This is a genomic window from Shewanella sp. SM20, assembly GCF_025654545.1.
Lineage (GTDB): Bacteria > Pseudomonadota > Gammaproteobacteria > Enterobacterales > Shewanellaceae > Shewanella > Shewanella oncorhynchi.
Genome location: NZ_JAKKRK010000002.1, coordinates 127,090 through 141,505, shown reverse-complemented (window position 1 = coordinate 141,505; position 14,416 = coordinate 127,090). Strand labels below are relative to the sequence as shown.

The following is a 14,416-nucleotide window of genomic DNA, read 5'->3' as shown; positions in this document are numbered from 1 at the left end:
TGTCGAGTAATTGATTTAGCACTAGAAATGCCACTGGATATACGGGCGATGATCCGCCATAGTGATAACGCACATCAGCTTGCAAATGCACCTTAAGCACACTTCCAAATGTATTAGGAGTCGCCCGTGGCACAATCTGGGATCAGCGAATTACTACAACAACTCGAACAAATATTGCTGGGCAAACCTAGGCAAATTCGTCTCGCTCTAGCCTGTATTCTCGCCCGTGGGCACCTGTTGATTGAAGACTTACCCGGCATGGGTAAAACCAGTATTTCCCATGGTATAGCCCAAAGCTTAGGTTTGAGCTATCAGCGGATCCAATTCACCAGTGACATGCTGCCTGCCGACATTCTCGGCGTATCGATTTTTGATAAACATCAAGCACAATTTATCTTTCATCCTGGACCGATTTTCAAACAGATGATTTTGGCAGATGAAATTAATCGCGCCAGCCCTAAGACACAAAGTGCTTTACTCGAAGCGATGGCCGAACAACAAATTTCCGTCGATGGCATCACCCACAGATTGCCCAATCCTTTCTTTGTGATCGCGACTCAAAATCCCACCGATCAATCCGGTACATTTTCGCTACCAGAATCGCAGCTCGACAGGTTTATGATGCGTCTGTCTATTGGTTATCCAAGCCACGATGCTGAACTCGCTATGCTTAAGAGCAATCATAACCACTTAACCTTAGCTCAATTGCCCCAATGCCTGACACCGATGGCCTTAATGCAACTGCAAGAGCAGTGCGACAAAGTCAGCGCTTCCGATGCCTTACTCAATTATATTCTGGCCTTAGTGAGTTTTTCCCGTAGCCAAAGTGACAGCGTGGGGTTATCACCCCGTGCCACCAAAGCGCTATTACAAGCAGCTAAGGCATGGGCCTTTTTAGAAGGTCGACATTATTTAGTCCCTGAAGATGTACAAGCGGTATTTTGCTGCGTGGCTGAGCATAGACTCAGAACCAGTAGCCAATTACAGGGTGAAGCCTTATCCGAGCGAATTCTGGCGAGCGTTAACCCTATTATGTAGCAAGATACTGTAATGAGGAGATATCGCTAAAGTATGCAGTTAACCCATTAAACTAAGGAAATAACTCAGAAGTGAAACGACTGATACTCCCGACTTTCATTCCGACGTTAGTCCCGATTTGGCAACGTTGGTTAGCAAGACGCTTGCCACCGAGTCCCGAAATAACCTTAAGCCATCGCAGCATTTTTATTCTGCCGAGCGGTTTTGGTTTAGTTTGGCTTGGTCTGGTTTTACTTTTATATCTATTCGGCACTAACTATCAAAACAACTTAGTCATTGGCCTCAGCATCTTACTCCTAAGCCTCTTTAATACCTGCATTCTCTACAGTTACAAAAATCTGGCTGGCTTACATTTACGGGCCACGACGCCGCCCGAAGTCTATGCGGGCGAAACTTTAACCTTTCCCGTCCTCATCAGCACGCACCATAGTGGCCATAACATACAACTTAACTATCCGAATAATCGCACTTATACGGTGCAGAACCTTGGTACAGATGAACAACAAGCGCTCGTGCCCTTCGAATATCATCAGCGGGGCCAAGTGTCACCGGGTCGGCTCAAAATTGAATCCTTCTATCCCTTAGGGCTTTGCCGCGCGTGGTCCCATGTGGATTTAGCCATTAGTCACTTAGTCTTTGCCCTGCCGATTGAAGCGCCGCTACAGCTTGAGGCTGATCATACCCAGTCGGAGCAAGATCCCCTGTTACTCGCGGGTAAACATGTATCGGGGATTGATGAGTTTAAAGGCCTTAAACCCCATGTGCTCGGCGAATCCCTCAAGCAAGTGGCATGGAAACAATGGGCACAAGGTCGAGGCATGCTGACTAAAGAATTCCAGCAGCCCCAAGGTGATCCCGTCTGGTTAAGGCTCAGACCCGATGCCAAACGCCTCGAAACCCAATTGAGTCAGCTAAGCTGGCAAGTCAATAAACTCACGCAACTTGAGCAGTATTTTGGCTTACATCTGCAAAACCCCATGGGAGACGATGTCTTGATCGCGCCCGCTATAGGCAATCACCACAGGATCGCCTGTCAAAAAGCCATTGCCTTATATCCACAATTAGCGCCTTCAGTGGCGAAGCCCCCATATCAGTCATCAGTCGCTAATCACCCACAAAAAACGAATCAAGCTCCCCGCAAGCAGCATCATATCCCTACTTCGAGGGAGCAAGTATGAAGTTAGCGGCCAATAGCACGACACCGCAAATCGGCGACAATATTAGCCGCCAGACACTTTTTTGGTTATTGATCACCAATATTGCGGTATTAAGCCCACTATTTGATAAAACCACGCCTTGGACTTTGGGCATTTGCGCTATCTGTTTGCTGTGGCGTGTGGGGATTTATGTCGGCAAAGTGGCAAAACCACCGCGTTTTTTGGTGACCAGTCTTGCGATCGGCGCCGCAACCACACTGGCACTCGTCTCAAAGGAAATCGGCTTACTCAATGCGCTAGTGAATCTGCTGCTGTTAGGTTATGCCTTAAAATACATTGAAATGCGTAATCAAAGGGATGTACGCGTTGTCGTCCTCGCGGGCTATTTTATTATCGCGCTGACCTTTATCGACCATCAATCCCTGCTTAATACCGCGCACTTGCTCGTGGTGGCACTGATCAACACCTGCGTGCTCGTGACTTTGTATCAAGATAAGCAATCCTTAAAACACACGGCTTGGATCGGTGGCAAATTTTTACTCCAGAGCCTTCCCCTCGCGCTGCTGTTATTTTTAGTGTTACCGCGTCTTGCACCGCTCTGGTTAGTGCCCAACATGAAAGAAGCCCAAACGGGCTTGTCGGATAGTCTGGCGATTGGTGATATAGGTAAGCTCACCCGTTCGACTGAACTTGCCTTTAGGGCGAGTTTTACCAATGCAACGCCCATTAATGCCGAGTTATATTGGCGCGCCCTCGTGATGGAGAACTATGATGGTGTCACTTGGCGCCAAGACGCGGGGATTAAACAGTTGCAAAAAGATGCCCTGCTGTTTCCGCCCTCTCGGCCCAGCCCAGCATTGATGGTCAATAATCCTGATCCCATGAGCAATAGCCCTGCTTCGATAAGCAGCGAAGATCAAGAGATCGCATTAAGTAAGCAAGATAAGCATGGTATTCGTTATCAAGTGATTGCTGAGCCGAGCCACCAGCCGTGGTTATTTGGTCTCGATGTGGCCTATAGCCAAGATGATAACGTGGTCAATATGCCCGACTATCGGCTGTTGGCGCTGCGCAATATCGATCAGCGAATGAGTTATCAAGTAGAGTCTTGGCCTAAGGCTAAGATGGATCTCAGGCTATCTGCGCGGCAAAGGCAGATTAACCTCGAACTACCGAGCCAAAGTAATCCACGCACTTTAACGTTAGCAGAGCAGTTTAAGACTCAGTATCCCGCGCCTAAGCCACGACTATGGGCCATGATGGGCCACTTTAATAGTGAGCCTTTCTTCTACACACTCACGCCTCCCCCCCTTGGGCCGCAGCAAGTGGATGATTTCTTATTTGAAAACAAAGCCGGTTTTTGCGTGCACTATGCCGCAGCCTTCATTTTTATGGCGCGGGCCACAGGCTTACCCGCGCGTATGGTCACAGGCTATCAGGGCGGTGAATTTAATCCGCAAGCGGGTTACTACAGTGTGTATCAATATATGGCCCACGCATGGGCAGAAGTCTGGCTTGAAGATGAAGGTTGGGTGCGTTTCGACCCAACCGCTATGGTGGCGCCCAATCGTATCGAGCAAGGATTCGACGCCCAGTTTGATCCCGAGCAAAGTTACCTGCAGGAAAGCCCTTTTAGTAGCTTACGATTTAAATCCATGCCTTGGCTCAACGAGTTAAGACAACGTTTTGCCAGCATAGATTATTACTGGAGCGTGTGGGTACTGGGTTTTAACCAAGAGAAACAGAATCAAGTGCTCAGTGGCATTTTAGGCGATGTGACTCACACTAAAATCGCGGTATTTATGGGGCTCTGTATCAGCCTTATCGTGCTCTATATCGCCTACAGTGCGGGCTTATTACATTTTAGAGTTCAAGACGATCCCATTAGTACTCGTTATCAACAGCTCTGTAATCGTCTCGCACACTATGGCATTAAGCGCAAAGACAGTGATGGACCAAATCAATTTGCGCAGCAGATTATTGAGCAATACCAACACAGTGCACCAAAGCTTTGCACGCTGTTCCAAACCTTGACCCAAAGTTATGTAGCACTGAAGTACCAAGATTTACCGGCTAAAGACTATCAAGCGCATTTAACCGCATTTAAAGCGGCGGCGAAGCAACTCAACTGGTTACTGCTCAGAGCCAAAGTGAAAGATAAGTTCAATCTAGCCTAGGATTCGTCAACTGAGCTATAACTGACGATACATCATCGGAGCAAGCACCAATAAACACCTAAAATTGCGGGTTAATTCCACAGAAGCAGCAATAGTGTTGAATCTTATAAATCAAACACATAGAATTGTTTTATTGTCACCATGCCGAGTTGCACATGCTAAAGTTAATCCAGTCCAATCAGATGGAAGTGCTCTGCGCCCATTTAGCCGCTTACCTGACCCAACCGCTTGCTTTTGCACGTCTACTGAGTAACGAGCATATTCTGGTACAGAGTCCCGGCATGTCGACTTGGCTACGCCTCGAAATCGCCAAACAAAATGGAATTGCCGCCGCACTGGAATTCCCGCTGCCATCGAGCTTTACCTGGCAGTTGTGCCATGACTTATTGCCCAATGTGCCTAAGGATAACGCCTTCACTAAGGCGGCAATGACGTGGAAGCTGATGCAACTCTTACCGCGCATGCTACAAAATGACGCCTTTGGGCCGTTGAGACACTATCTAAGTCATCAGCAATCCAGCACAAATGCCACCGACACGAGTGAACAGCACAACACGAGTGATATGACGGCTGACGACATTAAGTTGTACCAACTCTGTGGTCGGATTGCCGATATCTTCGACCAATACTTAGTGTATCGCCCCGATTGGATTTTAGCCTGGGAGCAAAACGAGCATCCCGAATCACTCACCAAGCCGCTGAATGAAGACCAACGCTGGCAACCCATTTTATGGCGCGCACTGATTGCCTTTAACCGTGATGAGCTTAATCAAAGCCATTACCACAGGGCCAACCTGCACAGTGACTTAATTGCCGCGCTGAATCATCCCGACACGTCACTCGCCAAATTACCGCAACGCCTATTTGTGTTTGGCATTTCTTCGATGGCGCCGCAAACCCTAGAGGTGCTGTACCATCTGGCAGGCCGTATCGATGTGATCGTGCTGGGCTTAAGTCCGTGTCAGCACTATTGGGGTGACATTGTTGATCCCCGTAATCGAGCCCGCATGGCGGTGCAATATGCGGGTAAACGCCAATTAGCCGAACTGTGGGAAGATAAACTCGAAGTGGGTAATCCGCTGCTTGCCAATAACGGCAAGATGGGCCGTGAATTACTCGATATGCTGCTTGAACTTCCCGCCGAACACTGCGACTTTGGCGACGATGTGTATTGTGAACCCTGCGACGATCCCAACTCGCCGCACAATCACGCCAGCATGCTCCACGGGGTGCAATACGATATTTTAGAGATGCAAACCTTAGACAGAGTGCTAGGGCCTGATGCCGAGCTGTATCAGAATGTCGAGAACAGACGCCTGCTTAAGCGCGACGATGAATCCATTCGAGTCAAAAGTTGTCACAGTCCACTGCGGGAAGTCGAAACCCTGCACGATCACTTACTTGAGTTACTCAGCAACCATGCCGACCTGACACCCAAAGACATAGTGGTGATGATGCCCGATGTCGCCGCCTACGCCCCCTACATCGATGCTGTCTTCTCGGCGAAGCAAGGTCTGCATTACATTCCCTACGCCATTGCCGACCGCGGTGCAGCGCAGGAATCACCGCTCATCAATAGCTTTTTAAATTTACTCGGGATTAATCAGAGTCGCTTCGGTCTGACCGACATTTTGAGCATACTCGAAGTGCCCGCCATTTTGCGCCGTTTCCAACTCGATGACGATGAGTTGCAACTGATCCGCCGCTGGTTAGATGAAGCTGGCGTGCGCTGGGGCCGCAATGAACAAAGCCGCCTTAAACAAGGTGTGCCAGCGTTTGAGCAAAACTCCTGGGCCTTTGGTATTAAAAGGCTGATTTTAGGTTACGCCTTGAGTGACGATGCGCCGCTCTACCAAGACCATCTTGTCGTCACTGGCATTGAAGGCCAATCGGCGCAGGCGTTAGGTAAGCTACTCAATTTTATTGAAGTGCTCGATGAAACGGCGCAAATACTCGCCCAGCCACAAGTGGGCGCACTGCGTTTAGCGGAATTAACTGAGTTGCTGGATGCCTTCTACGACACAGATGAAGACGAGCGCGAACAATTGCAGGAAATCCGCGATGCCATTGCCGCCCTAGAGCAAGAGTTACTATCGGCGGGCAAGCCCTTGGATTCAAACTCGTTAGATACAAGTATGTTCGAGACGCTAGCCCAAAAGAACATAAGCGGACTGAGCCTCAGTATCGAAGTACTGCAGCAGTGGTTTAATCAACGCTTAACCGAATCTCGGGTCGGCCAGCGTTATCTTGCGGGGAGCGTGAACTTTTGTACCTTGATGCCGATGCGCTCGATTCCTTTTAAGGTCGTGTGTTTACTCGGCATGAACGATGGGGTTTATCCTAGGGTTCAACATCCCGTCGGCTTTGATTTAATGGCGCATTTCGGCGCCCGTAAAGGCGATCGCTCCCGCCGCCTCGATGACAGATATTTGTTTTTAGAAGCCTTATTGTCGGCGCGGGAACAACTGTATATCAGCTATATTGGCCGCAGCGAACGGGATAACTCTGAGCGTATCGCCTCTATGCTCGTCTCTGAGCTGATTGAATATTGTCAGCTGTGCTATTTGCCTGAAACGCTATTGGCTCAATCGCAAAACGCTGCAAGCCCCATAGACCCAGAGGATGCCGAAAAAGCCCTCTATAACGCGATTGTCAGCCACCAGCCACTGCAACCCTTTGATCCCAAGTTGTATCAAGCCACAGTAAAAAATGATGACAAAGATGGCTCAAACATAGATGGATCAGGCAGAACCCAAAATAACTCGGGCATAGGCCAAAGTTACAGCCTGCAATGGTGTCCGCCCAATGCGGACGCTGCGGGCACACATGCGGGCCGCTTTATCGGCGTGCAAACTCGCATCATGCTCGAAGCGGATGAACAAGACTCAGTGCCAGATACAGAGGCACAGCCAGCTTCTGAGCACGAACAGCAGCAAAGTAAGCAAAGCAAGCAAGTGGATGTGTCAGCCCTGATCCGTTTCTTTCGAAATCCGGCGCAGTACTTCTTCAACCGTACGTTAAAAGTCGATCTCAGCCTTAATATTCAGGCCGATGATAATGACGAGCCCTTTAGCTTGAATGCCCTAGAGCGTTATATGTTACAGGCCCAGTTACTCGACGATGCCATAGGCCAAGGCCTAACTGAGCCCGATATCGAGCTGATTAAACGCCTCAAAGCCAGTGGCACTTTGCCCATGCAGCCCTTCGATGATTTGCTGCTACGCCAATATCAGCACGATATTAAGCCTTTGATTGGCAGAACCTTGTTCCTCAAGGGAGAACAAGCCAGTAGTCATGCGGATATTAAACTCCTGTTTGACTTGCCCATCACGGCGGGTAAATCCCAGCAAGTGGTACTGCAAGGCCGTATTGATGACATCAGCCCTAAGGGATTAGTGAATTACCGTCCTGGTAGCGCCCACGGTCGCGATGTGCTGAGGTTGTACCTTCGCCACCTGTGTTTAATGGCAATGGGCCACACACATGCAAGCTATCTACTCGACATGGGGCACTTCCACGCCTTGGCGCCAATCACTGCTGAGCGCGCCCATGCGTTACTGGCCGATTTGTTAGTGTTGTTTTACCAAGGCCAACAACACCCACTGTGTTTTATGCCGCGCACGTCACTGGCCTACGTCAGCTGCGAGGGTGAGCACGATGAGCGTTTGCAGCAAGCATTACCCGAATGGTTAGATGAGCAGAGTCAATTGGGTGAAGGGAACGAACCCCATTACCAGCGATTATTCAGTTTCCCGCGGGATTTCTCTGAGGATAGCTTTAGTGCATTAGCCGAGCGTATCTATCGCCCTATGGTGAGTTTATATCTCAAAGACACGCTGGCTCAGCTTGAGGAATTTGCGCTAAACGATGGCATGAGCCAAGGCCCTGCTAATGAACACGCGACTGACACACAAGCTCTCGCACCACATTTGAACCGCAATAGCGCACATGGAGAGCAAGCATGAGTGAACAGATGCAGTTAAACGCAGCAGCGTTACATTCAGCACCACAAGCGCTTGATCCTCTCACTCTGCCCTTTGGCGGTAGTCGTCTTATTGAGGCCAGCGCAGGCACAGGTAAAACCTACACGATTTCAGGTCTTTACTTACGCTTATTACTTGGTGATGGCATTCCTGCACCGCTCACCTGCGAACAAATTCTCGTAGTAACTTTTACCAATGCGGCCACCGAAGAGCTAAGGGATCGTATTCGCCGGCGTATTCAAGTCGCCTTTAAGTGCTTCTTAGGACTAACGATTGCCGACCCCTTTGTGCAGGCATTGTATGACAACACCCCAGAGAGTGATCGCGCCATTGCCCTGCGGCGGTTCGATCTCGCCCTTAAATCACTCGACGAAGCGGCGATTTTTACCATTCACGGTTTCTGTCAGCGAATTTTATCGGATCTCGCCTTTGAGTCTTCCTTGCTGTTCGAATCGGACTTTACCTTGGACGACAGCGAATTTTTGCACCATGCGGTGCGGGATTTTTGGCGTGAGGCCTGTTATCCGCTGCCCGATTACTTAGCGCAAATCATTGCCAAGGAATTTGGCGAGCCCGATGGTTTAGTCAAACAGTTGCGACCGCTCCTTGGCGCCAGTCAAGCAAAGCTTTTGAAACCCGCGCTTAAGTTTGATGCCTTAGCCCTGTCACTACGCCAAAGTTTAGAGCGCTTTAAATTAGCTTGGCCAAGGGGACGCGATGGCTTATTGGCATTGCTACACAGTTTGCCGCTGAATGGTACCCGCTTTGGCAAAGCAACGGATAAGTACCCCAAGCTCGCCGCCATGTTCGATGCACTAGATAACTGGCTCGCCTTCGGGCATGGGTTGCCGCCACTGAAAGAATTAGAAGCCTTATCGCTGTCTGAGTTAAAACTCAACAAGGGCGGCGTGATCCCAAGCGTGAGCGAAGCGCCGCTGATGGATCATATGGAGCAGCTCGCTACATTGATTGCCGCCATTAAACCAGCGTTTTTACATAGTGCGAAACTTGGCATAAGCGAGCGATTTTCCCAGCAAAAGCAGCAAAAAAACGTGCTGACCCCAGATGATTTACTCACGACATTAGCAAGCGCGCTACATGCCAATAATGAAACCTTGCCCAAAGCCGTGGCAACACGTTTCCCCGTCGCGCTTATTGATGAATTCCAAGATACCGATCCGCTGCAATTTGCGATCTTCTCTGGCATCTACCAAGGCCGCTACTCGTTTGAAAAGCAAGGTGTAGACGCTACTGAAAATAAGCTCATTCTGTTGATGATTGGCGATCCTAAACAGGCCATTTATGCCTTTCGCGGCGCCGATATCCATACCTATATTGAGGCCCGTCATCATACGCAGGCCCACTATCATCTGGATACCAACTACCGCTCAAGCGCAAACATGGTCGCTGGGGTTAACCATCTGTTTAGCCAGCATCACGATCCGTTTATCAGTCAGTCGATCCCCTTTGATAGCGTGAAAACGCCCAGCAGTGCCAAGGGGAAAACCCTCACTGAAAAAACCGCCAATCCTGCCGCCTTAAGATTAAGACTCTTAAGCGAAAGCGCAGAAAACGGCCTCAACAAAACCACCGCAAGACACTTGCTCGCCGAAGATGCAGCAGCGGAGATCACCCGTTTACTGACAGATGCGGCCAATGGCGAATGCCACAGCCCGAAAGGGCCTTTAATCGCTAAAGACATCGCTATCTTAGTGCGGGATCGCAACGAGGCGGCGGTGATGAAAACCGCATTGAGTAAACGCCACATAGGCGCAGTGTTTTTAAGTCGCGACAGTGTATTCGATACCCTTGAAGCGCGGGAAATGGCGTTAATTTTACGATCTCTGGCGAATCCTAAGGATGAGCGGGCACTGCGCAGCGCCCTAGCCACGGCATTATTAGGCTACAGCGCCGAGCAAATTCATGCCTTTAACCAAGATGAAGAGCACAGACAGCTGTTATTAGAGCAGTTTTTTAACTTGCACCAAGTGTGGCAAAAACGCGGCATCATGCCCGCGCTATTAAGCCTTGCCAATAGCACTAAGCTGATTGACCGTTTACTGCACACCGCCAGTGCTGAGGTAGATGCTCAAGAGCAAGATGCCACAAACGGTGAGCGCCGCCTGACGGATTTTCGCCACCTTGCCGAGCTATTACAGCAAAAGGCCACCGAACTTGATGGTATTAGCGCCCTGCTCAATTGGTATGAACAGCAACTGATTGATAACACAGGCACAGATGAACAGCAGCTGCGTCTTGAAAGCGAGCAGAATCTGGTGCAAATTGTGACTATCCATAAGAGTAAGGGCCTTGAGTATCCCGTGTGTTTTGTGCCCTTTGTCAGCCTAGCCCGTGACAATCGCCGCCGCCCGACGCCTATGCTGTACCACAGAACTAACGATGCAGGTGAGCAAGAGCTAGTATGGGATATCGAAGGCACGGATGAAGGTTGGGAGCGCGCCAAGCAAGAAACCTTAGCCGAAGACTTGCGCCTTTTGTATGTGGCGCTCACTCGCCCTGTGTATTTGTGTTACTTGTATATCGCCAACCACAGTCGTCAGCTTAAAAATGGCCTTAAAAGTCAGCTGCATGAAACCGCTATCGGCTATCTGCTCGGCATAGGCGACTCAGAATGTGACTTTGCCCGTATCTGCAATGCTGCGCAGCAGCTCGCTCAAGATGTGGAAGCCATAAGTATTGATAAGGTGCCCGATGACATAGACGAGCGCCCATTGCCCTCAAGCCAAGACATAGCGCAAATACTTAGCGCGAAAACCTTAACCCGCCAATACAGCACGCCGTGGCGAGTCGGCAGTTATTCAGGCCTAGTTAAAAATACCAGCCATGGTAAAGCCGCTCCGGGTGCCGACGATGAAATATTAGGTACGCTTGAATATACGGCTGCGCAAACACTCTCTATTCCTGATGAGGCAAGTCATGATCTGCAGGATGACATGCTCAATCGCTTTAACTTTGAACGCGGCGCCAATGCCGGTAGCTTTATGCATTTAGTGCTAGAAGAGATTGATTTTACGCAGGCAGAAATCGACTTACCGCTGCAATTGCCTAAAGCCATGCTGCAATACGGTATCGCGCCCGAATGGCAAACAATATTACATACTTGGTATTTGGATGTGCTGCATGCACCGCTTTGCGCGATACCGCATGCCTTAGCGTCGCAGGTCACTAGCCATGTAAGAGCCGTAAGCGCCGTAAGCGCCGTCAAACCTGCTCATCCAGATCTGTGCTTAGCCAAGTTATCGCCACAGAATACCTTAGTCGAAATGGAGTTTTATTTACCCTTAAGCGAACTTAAAGATACTGAACTCAATGCGCTACTGCAGCAATTTGGCTATGAGTCGACACTTAAGTTTGATGATCTCAAGGGCATGCTCAAAGGCTTTATCGATTTAACCTTTGAATACCAAGGTCAATATTATATCGCCGACTATAAGTCGAATCATTTAGGCGACAACATCAATGCCTATCATCAAAGCGCGCTGCAAAATGCCATAACTGATCACAGGTACGATTTGCAGTACATCCTCTACTCATTGGCGCTGCACAGATATTTGAGTTTACGCCTGCCAAGTTATGACTACGAAAGCCATATCGGCGGTTGTTATTACTTGTTCTTACGGGGTATGTCGGCTCAGTATCCCGGCTACGGTATTTACTACGACAAGCCGCCGAAGGCACTTATTCTCGCGCTGGATTCACTTTTTAATGACAATTTATTTCACAGCAGATTAGCTGGTGCAATCGATACAGGAGTCACGGCATGATGCGCTCAACCCAAGGGCTAAATGCACATTCACTCACAGCCGCGAAATGGATAGATCATGGCGCAATCCAGCTTACCGCGCCGCTACCAGAGCTGTTGAAACAGTGGGAGCAAGAACGACTGCTCACGCCACTCGATCGGCATTTCGCACTCGAAATGAGTCTCTTACATCCAGGCGACAGCCAACATCCCTTATTTATTTTGCTGTGTGCGCTATTAAGCCAGCAATTATCTTCACAGCACAGTTGTCTAGTGCTCGCCCATATTGTGCCACTTAATCCCATGGCCGAACAAAATAGCCATTGTAAAATCACCTTAAGCCTCGAAGCGCTCACTGAGACCTTACAAACCTTTGATGCCGTCGGCCAAGCGGGCAGTAACAAACCGCTTATTTTTGATAATGGCATACTCTATTTACAACGTTATCATCAATTTGAAACCTCAGTCGCCGCCTCATTAATCCGCTTGTCCGGAAGCGTATCTAGGCAATTATCTGAAGAAGCAAACCACCAAAAGCAACCGCAAATCGCTAAGTTGAGGTCACTGCTAGATCAACTGTTCCCTACCACTGTGAGCGATCCCCATTCACTCACTACCAATGTACTCACTAACAGTGAAGACACAGCACCCATTGATTGGCAAAAGGTCGCCACGGCCACAGCGCTGGGTAAAAAACTGTCGGTGATCACTGGCGGCCCAGGTACGGGCAAAACCACTACTGTGACTAAGCTTTTGTTATTGCTACAAATGGAATCACAGCAGGAAATCCGTTTAGTCGCGCCAACGGGAAAAGCGGCGGCTCGCTTAAGCGAATCAATCAAAGCCTCAAAAGCGCGTCTGGCGAAGGAACTCAGCGCCCATGCTAATGTTATTGATGAAGCTCGCAATAGAAATAGCCAAGACTTTTTAACGGCTCTGGGACGTATTCCAGAGGAGGCATCAACCTTACACAGGCTGCTTGGGGTGATCCCCAATTCGCCGCACTTTCGCCACCATCAAGGTAATCCGCTTAGGCTCGACTTATTAATCGTCGACGAAGCCTCTATGGTCGATTTGCCCATGATGTATAAATTGCTCAGCGCACTGCCCGAGCACGCCAGTTTGATTTTACTCGGCGATCAAGACCAACTCGCCTCAGTTGAGGCTGGCGCTGTGCTCGCCGATATTTGTGCGGGCCTTAAAATACCAGTAGATCCCAATAACCTTGCTCAGAACAACATAGCTTCAAGCAGCCCTGCTCTGTGGCAAATGCGCTATTCCAAGGAACAAGCCGAGCGTCTGAGTGCTTTAACGGGTTTTGAGTTAACGCCCTATATCAGCGACGCCCCTAAACTTGGCGATAGCTTATGTATGCTAATGCACAGCCACAGATTTAAAGGCGATGCAGGGATTGGACTGCTCGCCAGTGCCGTCAATCGCGCAGATCTTCAAGGTCTTTTGCAGGTATGGCAACAGGGACCTGCAGAATTGAGCTGGTTAGAACACAGTATGGTCGTAAGCCAAACCCAAGCCAAAGTGAGCGAGCCTGCTAATAATATGGGACTCAATTCACTTCTAGAGCAAGCCTGCCAGCAATATGGCACTTATCTCAGCGCCTTGAATAGCGATACGAGTAATAGTGATTTAAGCAAGCGTCCAAGCACAGCTGACATCATTGAACGCTTTAACCAGTACCGTATTCTATGTGCTATGCGCTCGGGCGATTATGGGGTTGAAGGTATTAATCAATTTGTGACTCAAGCACTGGCCAATGCCAAGCTGATTAAACCGCTACAGGAGTTTTATCTGGGTCGGCCCATTATCATCCAAAGCAATGACTATAACTTAGGCCTGTTTAACGGTGATATCGGATTGATTTTGCAGGATGAAGATAAACCCGAACGTTTAATGGCGCACTTTATCAAGGCCGATGGCAGCCTGTTAAAAGTCTTGCCAGCCCGTTTGCCAAGCCATGAAACCTGTTACGCCATGACAGTACACAAGAGCCAAGGCAGCGAATTTAGCCGTGTGGCCTTAGTATTGCCGCCGAGCCCCAGCCTAGCCCAGTGGCAACTGCTGACCAAAGAGTTGGTCTACACCGCCATCACCCGCGCTAAAGTCCACTTTACCTGCTTAGGCACCCAGCACGTATTCGAGCGGGCCAGTAGCCAAGCAACCCAACGCGCATCGGGTCTTGCCGACCGCCTTTGGGGGTGAATGAAGCTTTGTGGTCAATGGGGAACACTTTAGGAACTACATTTTAAGATATGACTTTTAGATTTACTCTAACCATGAAAC

General features: G+C 49.3%; 6 protein-coding genes. All 6 read left to right on the top strand.

Annotated elements, in window-relative coordinates; translation table 11 throughout:
* Positions 1 to 126: 126 nt before the first annotated feature.
* The 6 genes from L5M18_RS01580 to recD all read left to right on the top strand — a co-directional run bounded on the left by L5M18_RS01580 (position 127) and on the right by recD (position 14,335).
* Positions 127 to 1,038: an AAA family ATPase gene (locus L5M18_RS01580; RefSeq protein ID WP_263166271.1), complete on the top strand. Its 912-nt coding sequence runs from the start codon at positions 127 to 129 to the stop codon at positions 1,036 to 1,038.
* Positions 1,039 to 1,109: 71 nt separating this feature from the next.
* Positions 1,110 to 2,216 (top strand): DUF58 domain-containing protein, encoded by a 1,107-nt coding sequence (locus tag L5M18_RS01575; protein ID WP_263195800.1) that lies wholly within the window; start codon positions 1,110 to 1,112, stop codon positions 2,214 to 2,216.
* A complete protein-coding gene (locus L5M18_RS01570) occupies positions 2,213 to 4,372 on the top strand; it encodes a DUF3488 and DUF4129 domain-containing transglutaminase family protein (RefSeq protein WP_263195799.1) in 2,160 nt (719 codons plus the stop codon). Before L5M18_RS01575 ends, L5M18_RS01570 begins: the two co-directional genes overlap by 4 nt.
* Positions 4,373 to 4,527: 155 nt before the next feature.
* Positions 4,528 to 8,337, top strand: coding sequence for an exodeoxyribonuclease V subunit gamma (recC, locus tag L5M18_RS01565; protein ID WP_263195798.1), 3,810 nt, complete (start codon positions 4,528 to 4,530; stop codon positions 8,335 to 8,337).
* Positions 8,334 to 12,140, top strand: coding sequence for an exodeoxyribonuclease V subunit beta (gene recB, locus L5M18_RS01560; protein ID WP_263195797.1), 3,807 nt, complete (start codon positions 8,334 to 8,336; stop codon positions 12,138 to 12,140). The genes recC and recB overlap by 4 nt, the downstream gene beginning before the upstream one ends.
* Positions 12,137 to 14,335 (top strand): exodeoxyribonuclease V subunit alpha, encoded by a 2,199-nt coding sequence (recD, locus tag L5M18_RS01555; protein WP_263195796.1) that lies wholly within the window; start codon positions 12,137 to 12,139, stop codon positions 14,333 to 14,335. Before recB ends, recD begins: the two co-directional genes overlap by 4 nt.
* Positions 14,336 to 14,416 lie beyond the last annotated feature (81 nt).

Coding starts and splice junctions, on each gene's coding strand:
- recC (WP_263195798.1), top strand. CDS start 4,528: ATGCTAAAGTTAATCCAGTCCAATCAGATGGAAGTGCTCTGCGCCCAT.
- L5M18_RS01570 (WP_263195799.1), top strand. CDS start 2,213: ATGAAGTTAGCGGCCAATAGCACGACACCGCAAATCGGCGACAATATT.
- recB (WP_263195797.1), top strand. CDS start 8,334: ATGAGTGAACAGATGCAGTTAAACGCAGCAGCGTTACATTCAGCACCA.
- recD (WP_263195796.1), top strand. CDS start 12,137: ATGATGCGCTCAACCCAAGGGCTAAATGCACATTCACTCACAGCCGCG.